Origin of the sequence: Methylobacterium mesophilicum SR1.6/6, assembly GCF_000364445.2 — a bacterium.
Classification (GTDB): domain Bacteria; phylum Pseudomonadota; class Alphaproteobacteria; order Rhizobiales; family Beijerinckiaceae; genus Methylobacterium; species Methylobacterium mesophilicum_A.
Window position 1 is genome coordinate 6,005,829 of record NZ_CP043538.1, and the last position, 23,699, is coordinate 6,029,527.

Sequence of the window (23,699 nt, forward strand, 5' to 3'; positions counted from 1 at the left end):
TCGATCCCGTACGCTGGTGATGCCTCAGGGCGGATGAACCGTGCCGGACCGTTCGGCACGGTCACGTCGCGTGGTAAGAGGCCGACGCTGTCCGACGCGGGCACGATTCGTCCAGCGGACGCCGCGATTTCGGTGAAGGAGCGCCCATGACCTCGCCCGCCCAAGCCTACCGGGGCGTCTTCCCGGTCGCCCCCACGGTCTTCGACGCCGCCGGTGCCCTCGACCTCGACGGGCAGCGCCGGGCGATCGATTTCATGATCGACGCCGGCAGCCAGGGCCTGTGCATCCTCGCCAACTTCTCGGAGCAGTTCGTCCTCACCGACGCGGAGCGCGAGACCGTCATGCACGCCGTGCTGGAGCACGTGGCGGGCCGCGTGCCGGTGATCGTCACCACGACCCACTTCGCCACGCAGGTCTGCGCCGAGCGGTCGCGCCGCGCGCAGGAGGCCGGGGCGGCGATGGTGATGGTGATGCCGCCCTATCACGGGGCTACCATCCGGGTGCCCGAACTCGGGATCCACGACTTCTTCCGCGCCGTCTCGGACGCGATCTCCATCCCGATCATGATCCAGGACGCGCCGGTGGCGGGGACGCCGCTCTCGGCGGCGCTCCTCGCCCGCATGGCCCGCGAGATCGCGAACGTCAGCTACTTCAAGATCGAGACCGCCGGGGCGGCGGCCAAGCTGCGCGAGCTGATCGCGCTCGGCGGCGATGCCGTGGTGGGACCGTGGGACGGCGAGGAGGCGATCACCCTGATGGCCGACCTCGACGCCGGCGCCACCGGGGCGATGACCGGCGGCGGCTACCCGGACGGGATCCGGCAGATCACCGACGCCTACGCGGCCGGCCGCCGGGACGCGGCGATGGACGCCTACGCGCGCTGGCTGCCGCTGATCAACTACGAGAACCGGCAATGCGGGCTGCTGGCCTGCAAGGCGCTGATGAAGGAGGGCGGCGTGATCGCCCACGAGACCGCGCGCCTGCCGATCCAGCCCCTGCACCCGGCGACCCGCAAGGGGCTGATCGAACTCGCCCGCCGGAACGACGCCCAGGTGCTGCGCTGGGGGCGGTAGCCGCGTCTCAGCCCCGGTTCCCCAGCACGCCGGACAGGCGTTCCACCGCCTCCCGCGCCAGCGCCGGGCTGATCGCGAAGCAGATCCGCACCAGACCCTCGCCCTCCGGCCCGAAGGCGGTGCCCGGTGCCACCCCGACCTTCGCCTCCCGCAGGAGGCGGAGCGCGAAGTCGAGGCTCGGCTCGTCGCCGCCCATCCGGGCCATGAGGTAGAACGCCCCGTCCGGCGGCGCGACCGTGACGCCGGGCAGGCGTGACAGCCCGTCCACCAGGATCCCGCGGGCCTCGGCGCAGCGGTCGACCATGGTGCGGATGAAGCCGTCGCCCTCCTCGAGGGCCGCGATGCAGGCATGCTGCACGAAGGTCGAGATCGAGGTGGTGCTGTACTGCCCGAGCTTCGCGAAGGTCGGCGCGAGGCCGCGGGGATAGATCACCCAGCCGGCGCGCCAGCCGGTCATCGCCCAGTTCTTCGAGAAGGTGTTGGTGACGATCAGCCGGTCGTCCTCCGTGCAGATCTGCAGGAAGGAGGGGGCGATCCGGTTGCCGTAGGTGAAGTGCGCGTAGACCTCGTCCGACAGGATCCAGAGGCCGCGGTCGCGGGCGAGGTCGCGCAGGGCCGTCATCTCGGCCGGCGGCATCGTCCAGCCGGTGGGGTTCGAGGGCGAGTTCACCATGATCACGCGGGTGCGCGGCGTGATCGCCGCCGCGATGTCGGCCAGCGGGAGCGCGAAGCGCCCGTCCGGCAGGGTCCGGTACGGCACCGTGACGGGCACGCCGCCGGCGATGCGCACCGCCTCGCGCAGGTTCGGCCAGGCGGGGGAGGGGATGATGATCTCGTCGCCCGGCTCGAGGAGCACCTGGGCCGCCTGCATGATGGCGTTCATCCCGCCCGCCGTCACGGCGAACCGGTCGGGCGGGATCTCCACGCCCCAGTGCCGCCCGTGATAGGCGCCGAGCGCCTCGCGCAGGGCCGGGAGGCCGAGGGAGGTGGTGTAGCGCGTGTGTCCGGCGAGCATCGCCCGATGGGCCGCCTCGACGATGAAGGGCGGGGTCGGCAGATCGCCCTCGCCGATCCAGAGCTTCACCACCTCCGGATCATCCCGCCCGCGATCCGCCACGAGGCCGATCTGGCTCGTGCCGATGCCCCGGATCCGCGCCGACAGGGCGGTCGCGAGGTCGACGGGGACGGCGGGAACGACGGTATCGGCCATGGTGTGTGGTTGCTCTCCGTGCGCCGGATCGCGTCGCGTGCGGCGATCGCAGGTCGCGGCGTGCCGATGGCGGGCTGCGTACCCGCAGGATCCCGGCGTCTGGGTGATCGCCCGACCCTGACGCGTTCGCCCGCGCGCGTCCAGCGCCGGTGCGTGTCCGGCCCCGCCGTTCTCAGCAGGTCGGGCCGGACCGGCCGTCACGCCGCGGCGATCGCGTCCCGGTAGATCGTGATGAGGGACTTCCCGACATGCTCGACATGGGCGCGCAGGGCCTCCGCCGCCGCGTCGAACTTCCGCGCCTCGCAGAGATCCAGGATCCGTCCGTGCTCCCGCTCGGCTCGCGCCATGTCGCCGAGGGTCGACAGCTGAAGGCGGGTCGGACGGTCGCAGTCCTGCAGAAGTCCGGAGAGGATGCTCAATGAGCGCGGCCGCTGCGCGTGACGCAGCAGATCGAGGTGGAAGCGCTGGTTCAGCTCGCCCCACCGGGAGGTCTCGTTCGTCTTGAGCGCGTCGCCGTACGTGGTCGCGATGGCGCGGAGCGCGATGAGGTCATCGCGGGTATGACGCGGCGCCGAGAGAAGCAGCAGCTGCGGTTCGAGCTGCGCCCGGAGCTGGAAGATGTCCTCCAGCTCCTCCAGCGACACGCCCGTGACCACCGCGCCGCGATGCGGCATGATCCGCACGAGGTTGCTGGCCTCGAGTTGCAGCAGCGCTTCCCGGACCGGGATCCGGCTGATCCCGAATTCGTCGGCCAGCGCGTCCTGACGGAGCTGCACGCCGGGTGGCAGTTCCCCGTTCAGGATCCTCTGGCGCAGCGACTCCGCCACGGCGGCAGAAACCGTCTTGTGCCGCAGCCGACCTGTTTCCGGTCGGGCGGTGACCGCTATGGACATCGGGGCCTCAACTTCGCCGTATGCATCTATACATAACGTGAAGCTGCGCGGAAGTCTTATTATCCATGTCTGGATACATTTTCTATAACGTCAGGTTGCGATAGGCGGATTCATCGCCGGACAAACCCGGGCAGGTTGCAGGCCGGCACGCATCCCGTCGCCGCCATCGACTGCCTTCTTTGCAAGACGTGTGCGACGCTGAAAAAGTCCCGGCCCGCGCATCCCCGACGGTCCACCGTGCAGCTTCTGCTGGAATCCGCCGCGGCGCCTTGACCTGAATCAGCTTTGACCCCCGGGACGCATCGCCGGCCGCTCCGAAGGCGATTGCGGGCCGGCCCACGGCGCATGGGCGAGCGTCTGGCCGAGATACGCGATGAGGGCCGTCACGCGCGCGGGGCGGGGATCGCCGGGCGGGGTCACCAGGTGCAGCGCGATCGGGGGCGGCGACCAGCCGGGCAGGACCCGCTCCAGCCGGCCGGCCTCCAGATCGTCCCAGATCATGAAGTCGGGTTGCAGCGCCAAGCCGAGGCCCGCCCGGAGCGCGGGCGCCAGGGCCTCGGCGTTGTTCGCCCGAAGCTGGCCCGCGGGCTGGACCACGACCTCGGTTCCGGCCTCGTCGATGAAGCGCCAGCGGTCCGGGGTCGGCAGGTAGGCGTAGCCGAGGCAGGTATGGCGGGCGAGGTCGTCCGGATGCTTCGGGCGGCCGGCTCGGTCGAGATAGGCCGGGGTGGCTACCAGGGACCGGCGGACCGCGCAGAGCCGCCGCGCCCGAAGGGACGAGTCGGGCAGCGCCGCGATGCGCAGCCCGATATCGAAGCCGCCGCCCACGAGGTCGACCACCGCGTCGGAGAGGTGCAGATCCACCGAGACAAAGGGGTACTGTGCGAGGAAATCCGGCAGCAGCGGCGCCACGTGCATCACGCCGAAGGTCATCGGCGCGGCGAGCCGTACGAGCCCGCGCGGCTCGGCGGCGCCCGCCATCGCCAGCGCCTCGGCCGCCTCGCCCTCCGCGAGGATCCGCGCGGCGCCGGCCTTCGCGGCCTGTCCCGCCTCGGTGAGAGCGAGCTTGCGCGACGTGCGGTTGAACAGCCGGGCGCCGATCCGGACCTCGAGCCGGCCCACCGCCTTCGAGACGGTGCCCTTCGACAGCCCGAGATCCGCGGCCGCCCGTCCGAACGACCCGGTCTCCACCACCTTGGCGAACACCGCCCAGGCCTCGAAATCAGGTAATCGCATCGGTCAAATCCGGAAACGATGGATTTCCTTTGTTTCTATTTTCGGGACTGATGACAAGGGGCACATTGCGGTCATCGCAAACGCGCCGCGGTCCCCCGTGGCGGCACCCTGAGAGACATCGCCATGGTTCAGACCGGTCTCCATCACGTCACGGCCTTCTCCGGCCCGGCCCTGCGCAACCTCGACTTCCACACCCGGATCCTCGGGCTGCGGCTGGTCAAGAAGACCGTCAACTTCGACGATCCGGGCACCTACCACCTGTATTACGGCGACGCCGCCGGACGGCCCGGGACGATCCTGACCTTCTTCCCGATCGAGCACGCGGCCCCCGGCCGCGTCGGGATCGGCGAGACGCAGGAGACGGCCTTCCGGGTGCCCCGTGCCTCCATCGGCTGGTGGACCCACCGCCTGATCGAGAAGGGCGTCGCCCACGAGCCGCTGGTCCAGGTCTTCGGCGAGCCGACCCTGCGCTTCCGCGATCCGGACGGCATGATGCTGGCCCTGGTCGGGGTGGATCCAGGCGCGGACGACGCCGGGACGGAGGGCTGGGCCTCCAGCGAAGTCCCGGCCGAGCACGCCATCCGCGGCCTACACGGGGTGACGCTCCTCCTGGACAAGGCCGAGCCCACGGCCGCGATCCTCACGGAGGTGCTCGGTCTCGGCGAGGTCGCCCGCGAGGGCAACCTGATCCGCTTCGCAGGCAGCGCCGCGATCGGGGGCCTCGTCACCGTTCGGGCGGTCGGCGGCTTTCTCCGCGGCCGGCCGGGGGCCGGCTCGGTCCACCACATCGCGTTCCGGGCGGCGGACGACGCCGCGCAGGCCGCGATGGGCGAGGCCCTCGCCGCCCGCGGCCTCCACGCTACCGAGCAGCGCGACCGGCAGTACTTCCGGTCGATCTACTTCCGCGAGCCCGGCGGCGTGCTGTTCGAGATCGCCACCGACGCGCCCGGCTTCGCGGTCGACGAGCCGGTGGAGGCCCTCGGCAGCGCGTTGAAGCTGCCCGCCGGCCTCGAGCCGCACCGGGCCGAGATCGAGGCCGTGCTGCCGAAGGTCGCCTGACCCCTGAGCCCGCCCCGCGCGCAGCGGGGCGGGCGTGAAGATCCCACGCAGGAGGTTGCCATGACCCAGGAATCCCTCGGCTTCGTCCACCACTTCGAGCCCGGCGCGGATGCCGCGCGGCCGCTGCTGCTCCTGCACGGGACCGGCGGCGGCGAGCACGATCTCGTGCCGCTCGGCCGGATGGTCGCGCCGGACGCCGCGCTCCTCGCGCCGCGTGGGGCCGTGACCGAGAACGGCATGCCCCGCTTCTTCCGGCGCCTGGCCGAGGGGGTCTTCGACGAGGCCGACCTGCGTCGCCGCACCGGGGATCTCGCCGCCTTCGTGGCCGAGGCCCGGGACCGCTACGGCCTCGGGGCGCCTCTGGCGCTCGGCTTCTCCAACGGCGCCAACATCGCCGCGTCGCTGCTGATGCTGCGGCCGGGGGTGCTGGCGGGCGCCGTGCTGATCCGCCCGATGGTGCCGTTCGCCGAGCCGCCGGCGGCCGATCTCGGCGGCCGGCCGGTCCTGATCCTCTCCGGGGCCATGGACCCGATCGTGCCGGCCGAGAACGCCCGCCGGCTCGCGGCGCAGCTCACCGCCGCCGGCGCGGCGGTCGAACACAGGATCCTGCCCACCGGACACGGCCTGTCGCAGGCCGATGTCAGCCTCGCGTCGGCATGGCTCCGGAACGCCGCGCTGTCCCGCGCGGCGTGAAATCCACCACCCAGTCGCTGACAGGACGGATCACCCCATGACCTCCGCGATCTCCCGCACCTCGACCGCCGCCGGCCCGTCGCTCTCCGGCCTGCCGGCGGTGACCGGCCGGATCCTGATGAGCGCGATCTTCCTGGTGAGCGGGGCCGGCAAGCTCGCCGCGCCCGCCGCGACGCTGGCCACGATCGAGGCGGCCGGGCTGCCGCTGCCGTCGTTCGCCTACGCGGCGGCGACGCTGGTGGAGGTCGTCGGCGGCCTGCTGCTCATCGCCGGCTACCGGACCCGGCTGGTCGCGCTGATCCTGGCCGCCTTCGCCGTCGCCACCGCGGTGACCTTCCACACCGCATTGGGGGACCAGAACCAGATGTTCCACTTCCTGAAGAACCTCGCCATGGCCGGCGGCCTCCTCCAGGTCGCCGCCTTCGGCGCCGGGCCCTTCAGCCTGGATTCCCGACAGGGCCGGATCTGACCAGGGCTTTGACCCGTCGGCGCGGGCCGGCGTGACGAAAAGGCCCGGCCGTTCGCTGCCGCAGTGCGCCCTGACGCGCGCCCTGGGCGGTCGCGCCCTTTCCTGTCCGCCGCGGGCTCCCTAAAGCCTGCGGCGGACCGCGGATCGCGGCCCGTCAGCCGCGGGACCCAGCATGCCGACCACCGACGAACGCCTCGCCCTCGGGATCATCGGCGCGGGGATCATGAGCGAGCGCCTGCTCAACGCGATCCACGAGGCGCCGGACTCGCCCGTCCGGGTCGCGGCGATCTGGGATCCGGCCCCGGAGGCCCTGGCCCGCGTCGGCGCGGCCTTCCCCGGCGTGCCGCGCGTCGCCGATGCCGCCGCCGTCGTGGCGGCAAGCGCCTGCGTGTACGTCGCCTCGCCGCCAGCCTCGCACCTCGCCCATGCCCGCGCCGCCCTTGAGGCCGGACGCAGCATCTTCTGCGAGAAGCCCCTCGCCATCGATCGATCCGAGGCCCGCGCCTTCGTGGCGGCGGCCGGGTCTGCCGGCGCGGTGAACTTCCCCTTCGCCTCCTCGCCCGGGGTGGCGGCGCTCGAGCGCTGGATCGCGGAAGGCGTCGTCGGGCAGCCCCGGCACCTCGCCATCACGGTGGCCTTCGCGCGCTGGCCGCGACCCTGGCAGGTCGACGCGGCCCGCTGGCTCGACGGGCGCGCCGAGGGCGGCTTCACCCGCGAGGTGGTCTCGCACTTCCTGTTCCTGGCCCGCCGCCTCCTCGGGCCCCTGCAGGGCCTTGAGGGACGCGTCGCCTTTCCGGAAGCCGGCCGGTCCGAACGCGCCATCGCGGTGACGCTCGCGGCCGGCGGGATCCCCGTGACCCTGAAGGGCCAGGTTGGCGGCACCGAGGCCGACGACCACAACACCTGGACGCTGGAGGGCGACGCGGGCGCCGTGCGGCTGCGCGACTGGGCCCTCGCCGAGCGCCGGAAGCCGGACGGTTCCTTCGAGCCGGAGCCCGATGCGATCCCCAACGCGCGGCTGCGGCCGATCACTCTGCGGCGGCAGCTCGACGGCGTCGTCCGGATGGCGCGCGGCGAGCCCCACCACCTCGCCACCTTCGCCGAGGCACTCGATGTCCAGGACGCGGTCGAGGGCATCCTCGCGCTGTGAGCGCGGGCCGCGACGGACCTGCATCGACGCCAGACCCCCGAACGGACGGCGCGGAATGCCGTAACCGGTTGAAGCCTCGGACTCCGCCGTCCTTGCGAGCGGAAGGAAGCAATCCAGCGGCGCTTCGCACACGCGAGGTCGCGCTGCCCTGGGTCACTTCGCTGCGCGCGTGATGACGGAGGAGACGCGTCAACCGAAGCGTCCAAACGGAAATCGGATCAGACCTCTAGGAGGTCGATCAGGAACGGGATCAGCGGCGCGTCGGCGGGGGGCATCGCCAAGTCGCGCAGGGCCCTCGGCCGGACCCATTTCAGCGCCTGACCCTCCATGGACCGCGGCGTCCCCGTCCAGCGCCGGCAGACGTAGAGGGGCATCAGCAGGTGGAAATCCGGGTAGGCGTGGCTCGCGAAGGTCAGCGGCGCGAGACAGGGCTCCTCGACGCGGATCCCGAGCTCCTCCGCCAGTTCCCGGATCAGGGTCCCCTCCGGACGCTCGCCGGGCTCGACCTTGCCGCCGGGAAACTCCCACAGCCCGGCGAGCTGCTTCCCCGCCGGGCGCTCGCTGACGAGCACGCGGCCGTCAGCATCGACGAGGGCCACCGCGACCACCAGGAGCAGGCGGAGGGCCGGCTGTCCGGGCGCGCTCACGGCATCACCGCGAAGCTGGCCGAGACCTCGGAGGACAGCTGGAGCGTCCCGGCCTCGATCGGGACGCGCCGGCCCTTCGGCATGGGCGCCGCGAGCGCGCGGGACATCACCGGCATCGGCGCCGCGCCCCCGGTGCTCAGCGTGCAGAGCGGACCGAGCTTGGCGCCGACCGCGTCGGCGAGGGCCTCGGCCCGCACCCGCGCGTCCCGTGCCGCCGCGAGCTGCAGGGCCGATTCGGCCTTGTCCGGGTCGCGCAGACCGAAGCTCACGCCGTCGATCCGGTTCGCGCCCGATTCGAGGGCCTGCCGGAGCAGGTCGCCGAGGCGATCCATGTCGCCGAGGCGGACGCTCACCATGTTGCCCGCCCGGTAGCCGTCGGGCTCCTCGGTCACCGCTCCGCCGGGCCGCGTCACCGAGCGGGTCGCCGCCTGCAGCGACACGGCGGCCGTGCCGATATCGGCCGGCGGCACGCCGAGGGCGCGCGCCTGCGCCGAGAGGCCGGCCACCGCCTTCGAGGCCGCGTCGAGGGCGGCCGCCGCGGTCGCGCCGCGCGCCTCGATCCCGACCGTCACCTCGGCGAAGTCCGGCGCCCGGGTTTCCGCCGCCCGCCCGACGACGCTGATCTGCCGCTTGCAGGCCGAATCGTCGGCCTGCGCCCGCGCGGCCAGGGCCGCCAGGATGGCGCAGGCGAGGGCCGCCCTCACGAGCGGTAGTCCCCGTTGATCTCGACGTAGGCCTTGGTCAGATCGCAAGTCCAGACGCGGGCCTTGCCGTCGCCGAGTCCGAGATCGACCCGGACTTCGATCTCGGGCTCGCGCATCACGGCGCTCGCCGCCGCCTCGCTGTAGTCCGGGTCGCGGGCCCCCTGGACGGCCACCCGCACGTCGCCGAACCAGATCGCCAGCCGGTCCCGGTCGGCGGGCTCGCCGGCCTTGCCGACCGCCATCACCACGCGGCCCCAGTTGGCATCCTCGCCCGCCACCGCGGTCTTCACCAGCGGCGAGTTGGCGATCGACATCGCGATGCGATGCGCGGAGGCGTCGCTCTCGGCACCCGTGACCCGCACGGTGACGAACTTGCGCGCGCCCTCGCCGTCCTTGGCGACGAGCTGCGCCAGCTCGATCAGCAGGCTGTCGAGCGCCGCGCGGAAGCCGGAGAGGCGCGGATCGCCGGGATCGGTCACCGCCGCGTTGCCCGCCTTGGCGGTGGCGAACAGCATCAGGGTGTCGGAGGTGGATGTGTCGCCGTCCACCGTCACGCAGTTGAAGCTGGTCTTGGTGCCGGCCGACAGCAGGGCCTGCAGAACCCCCTGGGGCAGGGCGGCGTCGGTGAAGACGAAGGACAGCATCGTCGCCATGTCGGGGGCGATCATGCCGGCGCCCTTGGCGATGCCGTTGAGGGTCACGCGCGCGCCGTCGATCTCGGCGGTCCGGGTCGCGAGCTTGGGGAAGGTGTCGGTGGTCATGATGGCGCGGGCCGCCGCGGCCCAGGCCGCCGGTCCGGCCTCGGCGCGGGCCGCACACTCCGCCAGCACGCCCTCGAACCGCTCCGCCGGGAGCGGCTCGCCGATCACGCCGGTGGAGGCGACGTAGACCGCGCGCGGATCGCAGGACGCGGCGTCCGCGGCGATCGCGACGGTGCGCGCCACCGCCTCGCGGCCGACCCGGCCCGTGAAGGCATTGGCGTTGCCGGAATTGACCACGAGCGCCCGCGCGCTCCCGTGGCCGAGCGCCTCCCGGCACCAGTCCACCGGGGCGGACGGACATTTCGAGCGCGTGAACACGCCCGCCGCCTGCGTGCCCTCCTCCAGGGCGACGTAGAGCACGTCGGTGCGGCCGCTGTAGCGGATCCCGGCCTGGGCGGTGGCGAGGCGCACCCCCGGCACGGGCGGCAGGTCTGGCGTCGTGGCCGGCGCCAGGGGAGAGACGGGCGGGGATTTCGCGGACGACATCGGCTCGGGCTCCGGCACTGCGCGGCTCTGAGTCGCCGCGGTCCTTGAATCCCCGCGGCGGGCCGGTGTTGCCCGCGCACCCCCCGCGGCGTCAACCGCGAGCCAAGCCGACGATCCCGGTCCGTGCGGCATCCGCGCCGTGCAGCCGCGCGGGCCGGTCCGGCGCACCGGTTAAACCTCGTGCGGGCTTGGTACGGGCTTGCGTGCGGATTGTATCCCAGACTAGCATGCTGCATCGCAACGCCAGCCCGAAGTCGAGTGCGGAATGCCCCCAGCCGACGTCGAGACTGACCCCGGCAGCTTGCCCCAGGGCAGCTGCTATCGGATCCAGGTTCTGGTGGTCGGCCGGCACAAGCGCTGGCGCGACGCGGTGTCGGCGCAGGTGCGGATGCTGGGCTATCAGGTCACCGCCTGCGACCGCGGCGTCGACGCCATGGGCGTCCTGGCCCTCGGCCTGCCCGTGGACGTGATGGTGGTGGACGCGGCCCTGCAGGGCGGCCTGTGCTGCGCGCAACTGGCGGTCGAGGCGCGCACTCTGCGACCGGGCCTGCGCATCGTCGTCGCCGGCGACCCGGCCGACGCGCCGGAGCCAAAGGTGTCGGCCCGGATCCCGGACGCGCTCCTCGTCCCGCACGACCAGTTCCAGAATGGGACGATGGCGAGCCTGATGCGCGAAGCCCTGGCCAATCGCGCCGCCTGAACCGGGCGGTTCGCGGCGCTGCGCATTCGGGCTGCACCCGAGCCGCCGCTCACGAATCATGTGGCGTCGGATGGACGTCAACGCCGAGCACCTCACCGCCCGGGAAGAGGCGGGTCAGAGGATCGAGGCCCTCTCCGGGCGCGCGCTCCACCGGGGATTGTCGAGAACGCCACGGCCATGACGTCCGCGCTCGAGCGTCTGGAGCTCAATGGCACGCCACTGCTGACGGCAAGGCGAAGCCTGCCTGAGGCGGGCGATGACCTCGCCCGCCAGATGCCGGACGTCCCGTCAGCGACGCTAGATCGCCGCGGCGGGATCCGTCTCGTCGCCGTCATCGCGGTCGCGGCGCGCGCGCGGGCGACGGTCCAGGAACGAGCGCCCGAGGGCCCGCAGCGGGGCCGTGAGCCGCCGGACATCCTCGGCCCGCTCCATGATGCGCTCGCCGCTGCGGATCTCCTTGTCCAGCCGCGCCATGGTCCGGGCCAGGGCCGGGTCGTCGTCGTCGAGCCAGACCTGTGTGACGCGGGCGAAGGCGATCACCACGCCCTGGAGCTTGAACTGACCGAGAGGACCCTCGGTGTCGATCCCGGCCGCCGCCAGCATGTAGCGATGCGAGTTCAGCATCACGCCGTTCAGCGCCAGCATCGCGAGCGGCTCGCCGCGGAGCGCATAGGCGATCCGGCGCAGGGCCGGCTTGTAGGGCTCCATGGCATCGAGGCGGCGCATCAGCACGTCGAACAGGCGCTCGCGGGTCGGCTCCTCTTCGAGACCCGCGAGGTCGCCCTCCAGGACCTTGCGGTCGATGATCCGGGTCAGTCCGCCGAGCACGGCGCCCTTCGACGGGAACAGGTCCCGCAGCTCGGCGAGGGTCAGTCCGGCCTCGCGGGCGATGTCGCTGACCTCGATGTCGTTCCAGGGCTGCTCGGCGGCGAGCCGCATCAGGGCCTCGACGGCGGCCTCCCGGGGCGGAAGCTTCGGTGGGCTCTCGCTCTGGCCGACGCTGTCCCGCGCCGCGCTGTCCTTCACGACCTCGGGGGAGGCGGCCGCCTGGGCGGTCGCAGCCTTCCGGGTGCGCTTCGACGGGGCTTTGCTCTCGGTCATCGGTCTGTCGCCCGCTCCTGTCGGTCGTCGGGCCTCATGTAGGCAGGGCGCCGCCGAAGGGCAGGGTCATCGCGCGACCTTGCCGCACGGCGCAAGCTCCGCTCAGCCGGAGAGTTCGCCCGCCCGGCGCTGGGCCGCCGCCACCGCCTCCCGCATCAGCGCCCCGAGGCCGTCGGGGCGCATCAGGACGTCGAGGGCCGCCGCCGTGGTCCCGCCCGGCGAGGTGACGTTGCGGCGTAACTCCGCGGCCTCGGCCGGGCTCGCCGCGAGCAGCGCGCCGGCACCCACCACGGTTGCCCGGGCGAGGTCGCGCGCCACGTCCGGCGCGAGCCCCGCGGCGACGCCCGCTTCGGCCAGCGCTTCCGCGAGGAGAAACACATAGGCTGGACCGGAGCCGGACACCGCGGTCACAGCATCGATCTGCGTCTCGTCGGCGAGCCAAGCCACGGTCCCGTTGGCGGCGAGCAGCGCCTCGGCAGCGGTCCGCTGCCCGGGCGCAACCTCGGGATTGGCGTAGGCGCCGGTGGCGCCCCGGCCGATGCTGGCCGGCAGGTTCGGCATCGCCCGGACGACGGCCCGGGCCCGGGGGAGCCGCCCGCGCAGGTCGGCGACGGTCTTGCCGGCCAGGATCGAGACGAGGAGCGTGTCGCGGCCGATGAGCCGGTCGAGGGCGGGTGCGGCCCCGTCGAGGCCCTGCGGCTTGATCCCCAGGACCAGCACGGCTGCGGGCTCGGGATCCGGCGGGTTCAGTGCGACGCCCCGGCCCGCGCACAGGTCCGCGATTTCGCGGGTGGGAACGGGATCGATGATGGTCGCGCGGCGCGGATTCAGCCCCGCGTCCAGCCAGCCGGCCAGCATGGCGCCGCCCATCTTGCCGGCCCCGGCCAGCATCAGGGAGGCGGGCATGCCGGTCCCGGTCGGCGACGCCGTCACGCCTCGCCTTCTGTCTCGAACAGCACGGCGTCGAGCGACTCGCGGGCGCTCTTGCCCGCCCAGAGCACGAATTGAAACGCCTGGAAGTAGCGCTCGCAGGTGTCGACCGCGGTCTTCATCATGGTCGCGCATTGCGGGTGAGTCGGGACCGCCCCGCCGGTCAGCAGCAGCGCGTGGCGGAACATCACCACGCTGTCGGTCGACCAGAGATCGAAATGACCGACCCAGAGCTGCTCATTGATCAGCGCGACCAGACGCATCACCTCGATCCGCTGCCGCTCCGGCACCTTGAGGTCGAACGCGCAGGCGACGTGGAGGGCCTCCACGTCTTCGATCCAGGTGAAGGCCACATTGTAGTCGGTCCATCGGCCGGGGCTCGTAACCGACATCTCGTCGGTCTCGGCCCGATCGAAAATCCAGTCGCGCAGGGACGCAAGACGTTCGACGACGTCCAGTGGATGCTCGTTCCGGTCCGGATCGTGGAAGTCGACGTTGAGAAGCGGCATGACGATCCAAAAGGACGGCCCGGGCGATGCCAAGCCTGACGTGACGGTGACACGAATCCGGAGCGTGAGAACACTCCGAGAACTTGAACGGCCGGCAGATCGGCGCCGGTGGTGATGCGATCGACTGTCAAAGCTCCGAAGACATCGCCCCGCAGCCCTCGAATCACCCTATGCCTGACTATAGACCGGCCGTGACTCGCGACACAAAGTGCTGGCCCCGTTCAGTGAACAGGAAACCGGATCGTCGACGCCGCTTCCTGTGTAAAAGCCGTCGGCGTTGCCGAGCGGACTCAGACCACCTCGCTCAGGCCCGCGGCGCCCGCGCCGGCGCTGCCGGACTTCGCCTCCAGCGCGGCCACGCGCGCCGACAGAGCCTCGTTCTGGGCCTGCAGATTGGTCACGAGGTCGCGCAGCACGTCGAGTTCTTCCCGCGAGGCGATGTCGAGATCGCGGACGACGCGCTCGAGCTGCGCCTTGACCACGGTCTCGGCCTCGCGCCGGACGCCCTGGGCGGCGCCGGCGGCGTCCGTCATCAGCCGGGCGAGATCGTCGAACAGTCGGTTGGAGGGGGGCATCCTGGTCTCCCGGATCGGCCGGCTGCCGCGACGGCCGCCTGACTGCACGATTCGAGGCGACGAGATAGGAATCTTCCCGGGCGCGAGCAACGCCCGAGGCGGCGGAACGAGGCCGGTCGGGCCCCGTCCGCTGCCGAAGATCACATGCGGTGCATGCGGCGGTGCATCCGGTGCCGCATCATGCGGCGCTCCATCCGGCGGTGCATCATGCGCCGCTCCATGCGACGGTGCATCATCCGGTGCTCCATCGGGGTCATCCGGACCTGGGTCACCGCGTCGGGAGCGGCGACGGCACCCGGCATGGCCGGAGCCGCGGAGGCCGGCTGGACGAGGGCGGCACCGCCGAGAGAGGCCAGGACGGCGAAGGCGAAGGTCAGTTTCCTCACGAGGAGACTCCAATTCTCTGATGGCCGGGTATGAAGCCCGGTTCATCCTCCCGGATGGGAGGTGCGGAGAGTCGTCTCGTGCCAAGAGGCGGCACGGCGGGCCGGCGAGGGCCCGCCGCCAACAACTGCCGGATCAGAGATTCGTTTCCTCGAACGCCTTCACCCATTCGGCGCAGATGCCCGAGCGGACGATGTCGTTGCGGGTGAACTCCACCACCGGGATCGGCATCATCCGGCTCTTGATCAGATGCATGACGGTACGCAGCCCCGATGTCTCGCGCAGGTCGGTCTGCGAGACGTCGCCGTTGATGATGACCTGGCAATCGTCGCCGATGCGGGTCAGGAACATCTTGATCTCGTTGACGGTGGTGTTTTGCGCCTCGTCGAGGATCACGAGGCAGTTCTTGAAGGTGCGGCCGCGCATCACCTCGAACGGGACGATCTCGATGTCGCCGGTCTTGAGGGCGATCTCGAAGGCGGCGGCGCCCATGCGCTCCTTCATGGCCTCGGTGAGCGGGGCGACCCACGGGGCGATCTTCTCCTCGAGGGTGCCGGGGAAGTAGCCGAGCGAGCGGCCCGAGGGAACGTTCGGGCGGGTGATGACGACCTTGGCGATGCGGCGCTGGCGGAGCTGGTCGGCGGCGCGGGTCCCGGCGATGAAGGTCTTGCCGGTGCCGGCGGGGCCCAGGACGATCACCTGGGGCGAGCGGGCCAGGGCGTCGAGATACTCGGCTTGGCGTTCGGTGAGCGGCTGGATTGGAGCGAGATTGCGTTCTTCGTCGAAGCGTGTGCGGTGAATGCGGGACGTGCGGTCTTCAACAAGTTCAAGTCGTGCGCGGCGTCTCTTCATGGATGTACACTCCAACGGGACTAGCCAACCTGGATCTGTCGCTGAACTGCCGTTTACCTGCTTGCTCCCGGCTCTACTCGTTTGCGGAACTCAATACCGGCCCCGGGCCGAAGGTTCCGTCCCGCGCTCGTCCGCCTGTGGAGAGCGTCACGACGTTCCGTGCGCGGCCGAATACGCGATGCAACTGGCGCACCAGCGCGATTCGCGCCCGACGATTGCGCGCCGGGTGTGACTAGGGGGTGACGGTTGGTGGAGAGGCTTCGAAAAAGCCGCGTCGCTGGCGCGGATGCATCAGGTTCGGGACGGGGAGGTCGCGGTAACGCGGCATCCGGCACAGTCACCATCCTCCCCGCCCGCAGGGGCGAAGCCGGCCGACCCTGCCGCCCTGAGACGTCCGGGCTTGGTCGGCGGGACGGGCCTCATCCGGCCTGGACGAAGCTGTCGAGGACCATCTTCCGACCGGCCTTGTCGAAGTCAACGGTCAGCTTGTTGCCGTCGACGGCCGCGACGGTTCCGGGCCCGAACTTGGTGTGGAAGACCCGCTGACCGCCCTGGAACGCGGACGGCGCGCCCGAGGATTTTGCGATCAGCTCGCCCTCGATCTGGCGGGGGCCGCCGGACCGGCCGCCGGGCGCCGACCCAAAGCCGCCACGGGTGCCCGCCTGCGCGGTGTTGGCCTGCGCCCGCTGCCAGCCCGGCGTGCCGTAGCTCGACCCGAACGGCGTGGGGTTGCGGTCGAACCGCGAGGCACCGGCGGAGAAATGGGCGGGCGCCTCAACCACGTCCACGGCCGATTCCGGCAATTCGTCGATGAACCGGGACGGGATGGTCGAGGACCAGAGGCCGTGGATGCGCCGGTTCACCGCGAAGGAGAGCTTCGCCCGCTTGCGCGCCCGGGTGAGCCCGACATGGGCCAAGCGCCGCTCCTCCTCAAGGCCGGCCCGGCCGCTCTCGTCGAGCGCCCGCTGGCTGGGGAACAGGCCGTCCTCCCAGCCGGGCAGGAACACGGTGTCGAACTCGAGCCCCTTGGCGGCGTGGAGGGTCATCAGGGAGACCCGCTCGGCCCCCTCGGTCTCCGAGGCCTCCATCACCAGGGAGACGTGCTCCAGGAAGGCCGCCATGTCGGGGAATTCCTCCATGGAGCGGACGAATTCCTTCAGGTTCTCCAGCCGGCCTGCGGCGTCGGCGGAGCGGTCCTTCTGCCACATCTCGGTGTAGCCGGACTCCTCGAGGATGATCTGCGCGACCTCGCTGTGCGGCTGGGATTCCACCAGCCGCGCCCAGCGGGAAAAGCTCTCGGTCAGCGCCCGCAGGGTGGAGCGGACCCGGGGCTTCAGCTCGTCGGTCTCGCACAGGCGCTGGGCGGCGATCCGCAGGGGCACCCGGTTGGCGCGGCCGTAGCCGTGAAGCTGCTGCAGGGTGGCGTCGCCCAGCCCGCGCTTCGGCGTGTTCACGATCCGCTCGAAGGCGAGGTCGTCGCTGACGTTCACGGTGGCGCGCAGATACGCCAGCGCGTCGCGGATCTCGGCCCGCTCGTAGAAGCGCGGGCCGCCGATCACCCGGTAGGGAAGGCCGAGCTGGACGAAGCGATCCTCGATCTCGCGCATCTGCGCGGAGATCCGCACCAGCACGGCAATCTCCGACAGGGGGTGCTGCTTCGACTGGAGGGATTCGATGGACTCGGCGAGCAGCCGCGCCTCCTCCTCGGAATCCCAGGCGCCCGTCACGGTGACGCGCTCGCCCGGCTCGTCGTCGGTGCGCAGGGTCTTGCCGAGCCGGCTCTCGTTCTTCGCGATGAGTCCGGAGGCGGCCGCCAGGATATGGCCCGTGGAGCGGTAGTTGCGCTCCAGCCGCACCACCACGGCGCCGGGGAAGTCGTGCTCGAAGCGCAGGATGTTGTCGACCTCGGCGCCGCGCCAGCCGTAGATCGACTGGTCGTCGTCGCCCACGCAGGCGATGTTCTTGCGATTTTGCGCCAGCAGTCTCAGCCAGAGGTACTGGGCGACGTTGGTGTCCTGGTACTCGTCCACCAGGATGTAGCGGAACCGGTCCTGGTAGTTGGCCAGCACGTCGGGGTTCTCGCGCCAGAGCTTGAGGCAAAGGAGCAAAAGATCGCCGAAATCGACGGCGTTGAGCGTCGCGAGCCGGGCCTGGTAGGCGGTGTAGAGGGCGCCGCCCTTGCCGAAGGCGAAGGACGAGGCCTCGCCCGGCGGCACCTGCTCGGGGCCGAGGCCGCGGTTCTTCCAGCCGTCGATGGCGTGCGACAGGGCGCGGGCCGGCCAGCGCTTCTCGTCGACGTTCTGGTCGAGGATGACCTGCTTCATCAGCCGGAGCTGGTCGTCGGTGCCGAGGATGGTGAAATCGGATTTCAGCCCGACGAGTTCGGCGTGGCGGCGCAGGATCTTGGTGCCGATGGCGTGGAAGGTGCCGAGCCAGGGCATGCCCTCGCCGGCGGGGCCGATCAGGCTGCCGATCCGGTGCTTCATCTCCCGGGCGGCCTTGTTGGTGAAGGTCACCGCCAGGATGTCGAAGGGCCGCGCCCGGTTGGTGGCGATCAGGTGGGCGATGCGGGTGGTCAGCACCCGGGTCTTGCCGGTGCCGGCACCCGCCAGCACCAGAACCGGGCCCTCCGTGGTCTCGACCGCGCGGCGCTGCTCGGGGTTGAGCCCTTCGAGGTAGCCGGCGGCGTCGCGGCGGAGCGCGCCCATGGCGCGGGCGGCGATGGAGGAGGACGGGGCGCCGTCCCCGGCGGGCAGCGCGTGCGGGCGGTTCTGCATCCCGCATCCCTGGACCAAATCGCGAACGGCGTCGAGGCCGTTCGCGGCGGATGCCACCGGAGCGTGTGCGTGCGGCCGGTCTCGCGGGGGCGATCCCGAAACGCTGGCCGCCCCGGCGCGCTACCCGAACGCGCCGACCTCGTGCTGGATCATCCCGGAGATCTCGCGCACCTGCTCGAACATCCGGCGGATCGGCTCGAACAGGTTGGCGTGCTCGGCCGCGTAGGTGCCGACATCCCGCGGGCCCGCCGGCTCGCCGAAGTTGAGGCCCAGCGTCGGGTCGGGGGTGACCGGGAAGATCTCGTCGAGGAGCTTCAGGCAGCCGTCGATATCGAGGCGCAGGAACCGCTCCAGCAGCTGCTCGCGGGAGATGCCCGCCTGCGGCCGGAAGCCCGGGATGTGCACCGCCAGGAACCAGATCCGATGGATCAGGGCGAGGCGGAGCGCGTGCAGCAGCGTCAGCCGCGCCGACATGCCCGGCAGGTCGGGGGCGGCGGCCGTCAGGGCGAGCCAGTCGCGGGTCAGCCGGCCGAACAGGCTCCGGAGCGCGGAGGCGAGGTCGAGCCGCTCCAGGGCGCCCGCGATCACCACCAGCTCGTCCCGGCGGAAATCCTTCTGCGTCCGCCGCGCCCGCTCCAGCCACACGGCCGGGTCGAGGGTGTCGATGTAGGCGCGCAGCACGTCGAGGTCGCCCACGGAGGCCGCGTGCTGGACCAGCCGGAAGGCCCGGGAGAAGCGCACCGAGTCGCGGCGCATGTCGCGGAACAGGTCGGGGCCGCGCTGGGCGGCGCGGCCGATCCCGTGGAGGGAATTCGCCAGGAAGCCGAGCTGGTGCAGGATCGCGTTGTTGGGGATCGCCCGCATCTGGCGCGGATGGGTGATGCGGGCCGGCCCGCCATTGTCGCTCTGGCGCGCCACGGGGCGGGAGCCCGTGCGGTCGATCAGGCTCGGGCCGAAGGTGCCGAGCAGGGCGGCGTAGCCCGAATCGTCGACCAGCGCCTCCATGTCCTGGCGGGCCGCGGTGAAGAACTCGAGGGCGAAGTCCGGCTCGGAGTAGATCGGATCGTCCGCGGGATCCGCCTCCCGCGGGCCGTCGTTGAGGGCGTAGTCCGAGAAGCTGTCGTCCTCGGCCACGTCCAGGGCGTAGACGTGCTCGGCGATCCGGTCGACGCTGGCGCGGGCCAGCGCCTCGGTGCCGTAGAGCAGGTAGCCGTCGGTGCCCTGGAAGCTCGATTCGAGCCGCACCTTGATGCCGGCCTTGCGGGCGCGGTCGCGCGCATCCTCGGGCGCGAGGTAGGCGAGGCGGTCGCGCAAGCTGGTCGGATGGGCGCCGCGGCCGATCGATTCGCCGTGCGTGTCGAAGATCGCGAGCTCGATGTCGGCGAGGCCGTTCTGGACCAGCATCTCGGTGATGCGCAGGCGCAGCCGCTCGATCCAGAAGGTGGCGGCGAGCTGGCCGACATAGCGGCCCGAATCGGAATAGCCGAACTGCACGGTCAGCCGGCCGATGCGCTTCAGATATTGGCGCCAGTGCGGGTTGCGCAGAGCGTCGTCGAGCACCCGGATGCCCTGCTCCAGGGCGCTCGCCGTCTCGAACAGCGGTGTGATCTCCAGCTTGTCACTGATCCCGTAGTGGCGCGCCAGCCAGAGGGCGGCGAGCAGCGTGTAGCCGGTCTCGGTCTCGGCGATGAGGAAGCGCACCGGGTGGGTGCCGTCCACGTGCTTGAGGATCTGGGCGATCGTCATCATCAGCCGGGCAGCCGAGGCGCGCTCGGCGGCGAGCGCGCCGAAATCCACCGCCACCGGGCGGACGTCGTTCAGGAGCGCGTGGATCGTGGCGAGGTGCGAGCGGCGCCGCGCCGCGTCGGTGGGCTCACCCTCGAGGTCGATGACCCGGCGGACCGCGTTGTGGATCTGGCTGGCGTTCAGCCGGAAATGCGGCAGGGCGTTCGACAGGCCGTGCGTGGCGACGCCCGACCGCAGGATGGCGATCCGCCGCTGGTCGGCCGGATCCTCCGCCGCCTCCAGGGCCCGGGTCAGCCCCGCCACGAGGATGCTGGCGTCGGTCTGCGCGCGGTCGCGTTCGATGATCAGCGCCAGGGCGAACCGGTGGACCGATTCGAGCGAGGGCTGGTCGCCGAGGCGCGGCGCGACGGCGAGCTGGCGGTTCACCGCGGCCAGCGCGCCCTCGGCGAGCCCGCGGACCTCGCGGCAGGCGGCGATCTCGGGCAACTCGCGCATCACCCGGTCGAACTGCATGCGCTTCGAGATCAGCCGGTAGCGCAGGGTGTCCCACCAGCCGATGTCGGTGCGCCCGTCGGTGTCGCAGCCGACCCAGCTGGCGATGGCGAAGGGGCGGGGCGTCAGCTCGGTCCACCGGTCGGGCCAGCGGGCGCGGGCCGCGTCCAGGAGGGCGCCGTTGAAGGCGTCGAGGGCGAGCCGCCCGTTATTGGCCGCCGCGCAGGCCTGCTCGAACTCCACGTCCAGGGTGATCGGCACGTCCGGCCGTGTGGAGAGCTTGGCGGCGCGGGCGATCAGCTCGGCGCGGGCGGCCTCATCGGGGAGGCTCGCGGCCTCGGCGAGGAGGCCCGCCACGGCCCGCGGCATGCCGAAGGTCGGGTGGGCCGTGAAGACCACCGCGAAGGCGGTGCGGTGGATGAAGCGCGCGAAGTCCGCGACGGCGTCGGGCCGTTCGGGCACGGCGGCCACGAGGCGCGCCGGGATCGCGGCCTGCGGATCCTGCGACGCCGCCGGCCCCGCTTCCAGCCCGACATAGGCCCGCAGCCGCGCCGCCCGCGCGGACAGGGCAGCGGCGCGCAGCCGGACGAACAGGCCTTCGAGGTCGCCGAGCGAGATCTCGTCCCGGTCGAACCGCCGCGTGATGGCCAGCGTCACGGCCAGCACGGGGTTGCGGAACGGATCTTCCCGGGCCTGATCCCGTGCCCCCTCGATCAACCCGAGGAGGTGGCCCTCCAGCTCTTCGGGCTCGCGACTCGGCTGGTGCTGCATCGATCGATCCCGCCTCCGGTCCGCCCGCATCTACCCGGTCCAGCGCACCACGCAAGGAGCGTTCCGCGCGTGACGGTGGGGTGACTGCGGCCCTCCGCGCGGGTTAGAGCTGCGCGCAGCATGGAGCGCCTGCTGATCGTCCTGGCGATACTGATCTTCGCCGTCGCCGTGGTGTCCGTCGTCTCGATGGTGACCCGGAGCCGGCGCGCGCCGCTGCGTCTGGAGACCGAGCTCGACGTCGAGCACGAGGACCTCGTCCTCGGTTCGGTCGGCACGCGCAGGAGCCCCATCGACCGCAGCGCGCAGGTGCTCGATCCCCACGTGCTCGACCTGGAAGCGAACGAATTGGAACCGATCAGAAAGCTCGGCCGGGCGGACCGGGGGGAGGCGTCGCGGCGCGACCGGACGGAGGCCGGACAGTGAGGCCGTTCGCCCGCTTCGCGGCCGCCCTCGTGCTCGCCGCACCAGCCTGCCCGTCGGCCGCGCTGGGCGCGTCCGACGGGGCGGCCCGGCCGGCAGCTGCCCGGGCCGCACCCGTCCAGACTGCACCCGCCCAGACTGCCCCCGTCCAGGCCGCACCCGCCCAGGCCGCACCGGCACCCGCCGTCACGCCATCCGCTTCGACGCCGCCTCCGCCGCAGGCTCCGAACCCCACGCCGGCGGCCGCGCCCGCCGTCGAGCAGCCCTGCGGCAGCCGGGCGGCGCGCTTCGAGAACGGCAAGGGGTTCAAGATGGTGATCACCCGGGCCGGGGAGATCCGCACGACGAACCCGCTCCGACCCCTGACGCCCGAGGTCAACGAGGTCCTGCAGGTCGTGATCGCCGGGAAGGTCGCGACGGCCTACGGTCCGGATTTCACCACGCTGCGGCGCGGCGGCGCCCCGGCGGGCATCGAGGCCATGCTGGGCGGCCCGATCCACTGGCAGGCGGCCCTGCCGGCGCTGCCCGATCCGATCGTCATCGTGACCGAGGAGGGTACGCCTCTGGCGAAGCTCGCCTTCAAGGCCTGCGACGAGCCACCCGCCGTGAAGGCGCCCAAGGCGGAGGCCCGCAAGAAGGCCCCCGCCCGGCGCGCGGCGCCGAAGGCGGCCGAGAAGACGCCCCCCGGCTTCTCCATGCCGCAGGGGGCGATCGCCGAATAGGGCGGCTACTTCTGCTTGGCGATGACCTTGTCCTTGATGCCGTCGTAGACGTTCGCCGGGATGATCTTCTTGGAGACCAGATCGTCCTTTCCGCGATAGGGGCGGCCCTTGATGATCGCCGCGGCGCGCGCGGAGCCGACCCCGGGCAGCGCGTCGAGTTCCTCGGCGCTGGCGCTGTTGAGGTCGATGAGCGCGCCCTTGGCGGCGTTCGGCGAGCCGGCGACCGGGGCGCTCGGCGCCACGGGCTTGGCGGGCGCGGCAGGGGACGCCGCGCTGGGGGCCTGCGGCGCCGGGGCCTGAGCCAGCGCGGGCGCCGCGACCAGACTCGAGAGAAGGGCGAGGAGGGCGAGCGTCTTGGTGGGGGAAGCCATGGTGGTACTCCCGAGAGTCGCGGTCCGCAGCGCGGCACCGTCACCTCAGGTTTGGGCTGTCCCGGTTGAACCCGCGCTTAACGGTTGTGCTCCGGCGCCTCTAGCCACGGGCCTGCCCCAGGGCTATAAGCCCGCCCTCATCCGTATCCTGCGGTGTGCGAGGCGATCCTCCATCGAGGAGCCGCCCGCGCGCCGCTTTGTCCGCGGCGTCACGAAGGATCATCACCATGGCCGTTCCGAAGCGAAAGACTTCCCCCTCCCGCCGCGGCATGCGCCGCTCGGCCGACGCCCTGAAGGCGCCGACCTACGTGGAGGACAAGGATTCGGGCGAACTGCGCCGTCCGCACCACATCGACCTGAAGACCGGCATGTATCGCGGCCGTCAGGTCCTCAAGGTGAAGTCCGCCGAGGCCTGAGCCGCGGCGCGGCGGCCGCCGTCCTCAGGCAGCCGCCATCCTCGAAGACGCGAGACGGGTCGCCGGTCCGTCGTTCCGGGCCCTGCGGCGCAGTCCCGGAATGACGTGGACGTGTCTCTAAGACTTCGCTGCTTTCGGAGCGGATCGAAGACCGTCGCCGCGCCGTCTCACGCGAGGCGCCGCGCGGTCTCCGCGTAGGACGCGGCGGCCATCCGGGTCCGTTCCAGGCGCGACGGTAGCAGCGTCGGGTCACCGGCCGTGAGCAGTTGTGCGACGAAGCCGGCGCGAGGCTTTCCCGCGGCCGCGCACTCCGCTGTCGCAGGTCTGCCGGCCTCCTCGGACCGTCCCCCATCGATCACGACGAGTGCCCGCTCTGCGGACGATGCGGCGGTTCCGTGTGGTGGCCGCGTGCCCGCCTGGGGCACCGGCTCGGTCGCGTCGGGCACGCGGCGCGTGGGCCGGACCTGTGCCGGCCCGGGACGGCTGCCTGTTTCGATCCGCACCATCGCCGCGCCCTCCGCACGTTTCCGTGCCGATGTCGCAAAGATGGGG

General features: G+C 71.9%; 25 protein-coding genes. 9 read left to right on the forward strand and 16 right to left on the reverse strand.

Features of this window, described 5'->3' with window-relative positions; genetic code table 11:
• The first annotated feature begins 146 nt into the window (after positions 1-146).
• Positions 147-1,073 carry a dihydrodipicolinate synthase family protein gene (locus MMSR116_RS28405; RefSeq protein WP_039893343.1) on the forward strand — a complete coding sequence of 309 codons (927 nt, stop codon included), beginning with the start codon at positions 147-149 and terminating at the stop codon, positions 1,071-1,073.
• 7 nt (positions 1,074-1,080) lie between these two features.
• Here MMSR116_RS28405 and MMSR116_RS28410 read toward each other — a convergent pair whose 3' ends face one another.
• The 3 genes from MMSR116_RS28410 to MMSR116_RS28420 form a co-directional block, all read right to left on the reverse strand.
• A complete protein-coding gene (locus MMSR116_RS28410) occupies positions 1,081-2,283 on the reverse strand; it encodes a pyridoxal phosphate-dependent aminotransferase (RefSeq protein WP_010684274.1) in 1,203 nt (400 codons plus the stop codon).
• 197 nt (positions 2,284-2,480) lie between these two features.
• Positions 2,481-3,176, reverse strand: a complete 696-nt coding sequence (locus MMSR116_RS28415; RefSeq protein ID WP_010684275.1) for a GntR family transcriptional regulator — start codon at positions 3,174-3,176, stop codon at positions 2,481-2,483.
• A 279-nt stretch (positions 3,177-3,455) separates the two neighbouring features.
• Complete coding sequence (locus MMSR116_RS28420; RefSeq protein ID WP_010684276.1) at positions 3,456-4,412, reverse strand: LysR family transcriptional regulator; 957 nt, start codon at positions 4,410-4,412, stop codon at positions 3,456-3,458.
• 123 nt (positions 4,413-4,535) lie between these two features.
• On the opposite strand from MMSR116_RS28420, the gene MMSR116_RS28425 reads away from it, so the two are divergent.
• The 4 genes from MMSR116_RS28425 (at position 4,536) to MMSR116_RS28440 (ending at position 7,783) form a co-directional block, all read left to right on the forward strand.
• Positions 4,536-5,471, forward strand: coding sequence for a ring-cleaving dioxygenase (locus MMSR116_RS28425; protein ID WP_010684277.1), 936 nt, complete (start codon positions 4,536-4,538; stop codon positions 5,469-5,471).
• 60 nt (positions 5,472-5,531) lie between these two features.
• Complete coding sequence (locus MMSR116_RS28430) at positions 5,532-6,164, forward strand: alpha/beta hydrolase (protein ID WP_010684278.1); 633 nt, start codon at positions 5,532-5,534, stop codon at positions 6,162-6,164.
• Between the two features lie 37 nt (positions 6,165-6,201).
• On the forward strand, positions 6,202-6,633 hold the full coding sequence (locus tag MMSR116_RS28435) for a DoxX family protein (RefSeq protein ID WP_010684279.1): 432 nt from the start codon (positions 6,202-6,204) through the stop codon (positions 6,631-6,633).
• A 172-nt stretch (positions 6,634-6,805) separates the two neighbouring features.
• Positions 6,806-7,783 (forward strand): Gfo/Idh/MocA family protein, encoded by a 978-nt coding sequence (locus tag MMSR116_RS28440; RefSeq protein WP_010684280.1) that lies wholly within the window; start codon positions 6,806-6,808, stop codon positions 7,781-7,783.
• Between the two features lie 218 nt (positions 7,784-8,001).
• Here MMSR116_RS28440 and MMSR116_RS28445 read toward each other — a convergent pair whose 3' ends face one another.
• The 3 genes from MMSR116_RS28445 to argJ are packed head-to-tail and all read right to left on the reverse strand — an operon-like array spanning position 8,002 to position 10,381.
• Positions 8,002-8,430: a (deoxy)nucleoside triphosphate pyrophosphohydrolase gene (locus MMSR116_RS28445; protein ID WP_039893346.1), complete on the reverse strand. Its 429-nt coding sequence runs from the start codon at positions 8,428-8,430 to the stop codon at positions 8,002-8,004.
• On the reverse strand, positions 8,427-9,134 hold the full coding sequence (locus MMSR116_RS28450) for an SIMPL domain-containing protein (RefSeq protein ID WP_010684282.1): 708 nt from the start codon (positions 9,132-9,134) through the stop codon (positions 8,427-8,429). Before MMSR116_RS28450 ends, MMSR116_RS28445 begins: the two co-directional genes overlap by 4 nt.
• Positions 9,131-10,381, reverse strand: a complete 1,251-nt coding sequence (gene argJ, locus MMSR116_RS28455) for a bifunctional glutamate N-acetyltransferase/amino-acid acetyltransferase ArgJ (RefSeq protein ID WP_010684283.1) — start codon at positions 10,379-10,381, stop codon at positions 9,131-9,133. The genes MMSR116_RS28450 and argJ overlap by 4 nt, the downstream gene beginning before the upstream one ends.
• Before the next feature lie 265 nt (positions 10,382-10,646).
• On the opposite strand from argJ, the gene MMSR116_RS28460 reads away from it, so the two are divergent.
• Positions 10,647-11,081: a hypothetical protein gene (locus tag MMSR116_RS28460; protein ID WP_010684285.1), complete on the forward strand. Its 435-nt coding sequence runs from the start codon at positions 10,647-10,649 to the stop codon at positions 11,079-11,081.
• 297 nt (positions 11,082-11,378) lie between these two features.
• On the opposite strand, the gene MMSR116_RS28465 is transcribed toward MMSR116_RS28460, so the two are convergent.
• The 8 genes from MMSR116_RS28465 to MMSR116_RS28500 all read right to left on the reverse strand — a co-directional run bounded on the left by MMSR116_RS28465 (position 11,379) and on the right by MMSR116_RS28500 (position 21,218).
• Positions 11,379-12,182 (reverse strand): hypothetical protein, encoded by an 804-nt coding sequence (locus MMSR116_RS28465; protein ID WP_010684286.1) that lies wholly within the window; start codon positions 12,180-12,182, stop codon positions 11,379-11,381.
• A gap of 102 nt (positions 12,183-12,284) precedes the next feature.
• Positions 12,285-13,073, reverse strand: a complete 789-nt coding sequence (proC, locus tag MMSR116_RS28470) for a pyrroline-5-carboxylate reductase (RefSeq protein WP_010684287.1) — start codon at positions 13,071-13,073, stop codon at positions 12,285-12,287.
• Between the two features lie 38 nt (positions 13,074-13,111).
• Positions 13,112-13,621 carry a YbjN domain-containing protein gene (locus MMSR116_RS28475; protein WP_010684288.1) on the reverse strand — a complete coding sequence of 170 codons (510 nt, stop codon included), beginning with the start codon at positions 13,619-13,621 and terminating at the stop codon, positions 13,112-13,114.
• A 290-nt stretch (positions 13,622-13,911) separates the two neighbouring features.
• Positions 13,912-14,196: an accessory factor UbiK family protein gene (locus MMSR116_RS28480; RefSeq protein ID WP_010684289.1), complete on the reverse strand. Its 285-nt coding sequence runs from the start codon at positions 14,194-14,196 to the stop codon at positions 13,912-13,914.
• 140 nt (positions 14,197-14,336) lie between these two features.
• Positions 14,337-14,582 (reverse strand): hypothetical protein, encoded by a 246-nt coding sequence (locus MMSR116_RS28485; RefSeq protein ID WP_010684290.1) that lies wholly within the window; start codon positions 14,580-14,582, stop codon positions 14,337-14,339.
• Between the two features lie 133 nt (positions 14,583-14,715).
• A complete protein-coding gene (locus MMSR116_RS28490; protein WP_010684291.1) occupies positions 14,716-15,432 on the reverse strand; it encodes a PhoH family protein in 717 nt (238 codons plus the stop codon).
• A gap of 419 nt (positions 15,433-15,851) precedes the next feature.
• On the reverse strand, positions 15,852-18,209 hold the full coding sequence (locus tag MMSR116_RS28495) for an ATP-dependent helicase (protein WP_010684292.1): 2,358 nt from the start codon (positions 18,207-18,209) through the stop codon (positions 15,852-15,854).
• A gap of 120 nt (positions 18,210-18,329) precedes the next feature.
• Entirely contained in the window at positions 18,330-21,218 is a 2,889-nt protein-coding gene (locus tag MMSR116_RS28500) for a phosphoenolpyruvate carboxylase (RefSeq protein WP_010684293.1), read from the reverse strand.
• 120 nt (positions 21,219-21,338) lie between these two features.
• Between MMSR116_RS28500 and MMSR116_RS28505 the strand changes: the two genes are divergently transcribed.
• Entirely contained in the window at positions 21,339-21,641 is a 303-nt protein-coding gene (locus MMSR116_RS28505; RefSeq protein WP_010684294.1) for a hypothetical protein, read from the forward strand.
• Positions 21,638-22,360: a hypothetical protein gene (locus MMSR116_RS28510; protein ID WP_010684295.1), complete on the forward strand. Its 723-nt coding sequence runs from the start codon at positions 21,638-21,640 to the stop codon at positions 22,358-22,360. Before MMSR116_RS28505 ends, MMSR116_RS28510 begins: the two co-directional genes overlap by 4 nt.
• A 5-nt stretch (positions 22,361-22,365) precedes the next feature.
• Here MMSR116_RS28510 and MMSR116_RS28515 read toward each other — a convergent pair whose 3' ends face one another.
• Positions 22,366-22,731: a ComEA family DNA-binding protein gene (locus MMSR116_RS28515; protein ID WP_010684296.1), complete on the reverse strand. Its 366-nt coding sequence runs from the start codon at positions 22,729-22,731 to the stop codon at positions 22,366-22,368.
• Between the two features lie 227 nt (positions 22,732-22,958).
• Here MMSR116_RS28515 and rpmF point away from each other — a divergent pair, with 227 nt between their 5' ends.
• Positions 22,959-23,147, forward strand: coding sequence for a 50S ribosomal protein L32 (rpmF, locus tag MMSR116_RS28520; protein WP_003601373.1), 189 nt, complete (start codon positions 22,959-22,961; stop codon positions 23,145-23,147).
• 167 nt (positions 23,148-23,314) lie between these two features.
• On the opposite strand, the gene MMSR116_RS28525 is transcribed toward rpmF, so the two are convergent.
• On the reverse strand, positions 23,315-23,653 hold the full coding sequence (locus tag MMSR116_RS28525; RefSeq protein WP_010684297.1) for a hypothetical protein: 339 nt from the start codon (positions 23,651-23,653) through the stop codon (positions 23,315-23,317).
• Between the last annotated feature and the right edge of the window lie 46 nt (positions 23,654-23,699).

Coding starts and splice junctions, on each gene's coding strand:
- MMSR116_RS28490 (WP_010684291.1), bottom strand. CDS start 15,432: ATGAAGAGACGCCGCGCACGACTTGAACTTGTTGAAGACCGCACGTCC.
- MMSR116_RS28515 (WP_010684296.1), bottom strand. CDS start 22,731: ATGGCTTCCCCCACCAAGACGCTCGCCCTCCTCGCCCTTCTCTCGAGT.
- proC (WP_010684287.1), bottom strand. CDS start 13,073: ATGCTGGCCGGGGCCGGCAAGATGGGCGGCGCCATGCTGGCCGGCTGG.
- rpmF (WP_003601373.1), top strand. CDS start 22,959: ATGGCCGTTCCGAAGCGAAAGACTTCCCCCTCCCGCCGCGGCATGCGC.
- MMSR116_RS28410 (WP_010684274.1), bottom strand. CDS start 2,283: ATGGCCGATACCGTCGTTCCCGCCGTCCCCGTCGACCTCGCGACCGCC.
- MMSR116_RS28430 (WP_010684278.1), top strand. CDS start 5,532: ATGACCCAGGAATCCCTCGGCTTCGTCCACCACTTCGAGCCCGGCGCG.
- MMSR116_RS28425 (WP_010684277.1), top strand. CDS start 4,536: ATGGTTCAGACCGGTCTCCATCACGTCACGGCCTTCTCCGGCCCGGCC.
- MMSR116_RS28495 (WP_010684292.1), bottom strand. CDS start 18,209: ATGCAGAACCGCCCGCACGCGCTGCCCGCCGGGGACGGCGCCCCGTCC.
- MMSR116_RS28420 (WP_010684276.1), bottom strand. CDS start 4,412: ATGCGATTACCTGATTTCGAGGCCTGGGCGGTGTTCGCCAAGGTGGTG.
- MMSR116_RS28440 (WP_010684280.1), top strand. CDS start 6,806: ATGCCGACCACCGACGAACGCCTCGCCCTCGGGATCATCGGCGCGGGG.
- argJ (WP_010684283.1), bottom strand. CDS start 10,381: ATGTCGTCCGCGAAATCCCCGCCCGTCTCTCCCCTGGCGCCGGCCACG.
- MMSR116_RS28525 (WP_010684297.1), bottom strand. CDS start 23,653: ATGGTGCGGATCGAAACAGGCAGCCGTCCCGGGCCGGCACAGGTCCGG.
- MMSR116_RS28405 (WP_039893343.1), top strand. CDS start 147: ATGACCTCGCCCGCCCAAGCCTACCGGGGCGTCTTCCCGGTCGCCCCC.
- MMSR116_RS28480 (WP_010684289.1), bottom strand. CDS start 14,196: ATGCCCCCCTCCAACCGACTGTTCGACGATCTCGCCCGGCTGATGACG.
- MMSR116_RS28435 (WP_010684279.1), top strand. CDS start 6,202: ATGACCTCCGCGATCTCCCGCACCTCGACCGCCGCCGGCCCGTCGCTC.
- MMSR116_RS28465 (WP_010684286.1), bottom strand. CDS start 12,182: ATGACCGAGAGCAAAGCCCCGTCGAAGCGCACCCGGAAGGCTGCGACC.
- MMSR116_RS28500 (WP_010684293.1), bottom strand. CDS start 21,218: ATGCAGCACCAGCCGAGTCGCGAGCCCGAAGAGCTGGAGGGCCACCTC.
- MMSR116_RS28475 (WP_010684288.1), bottom strand. CDS start 13,621: ATGCCGCTTCTCAACGTCGACTTCCACGATCCGGACCGGAACGAGCAT.
- MMSR116_RS28415 (WP_010684275.1), bottom strand. CDS start 3,176: ATGTCCATAGCGGTCACCGCCCGACCGGAAACAGGTCGGCTGCGGCAC.
- MMSR116_RS28460 (WP_010684285.1), top strand. CDS start 10,647: ATGCCCCCAGCCGACGTCGAGACTGACCCCGGCAGCTTGCCCCAGGGC.
- MMSR116_RS28505 (WP_010684294.1), top strand. CDS start 21,339: ATGGAGCGCCTGCTGATCGTCCTGGCGATACTGATCTTCGCCGTCGCC.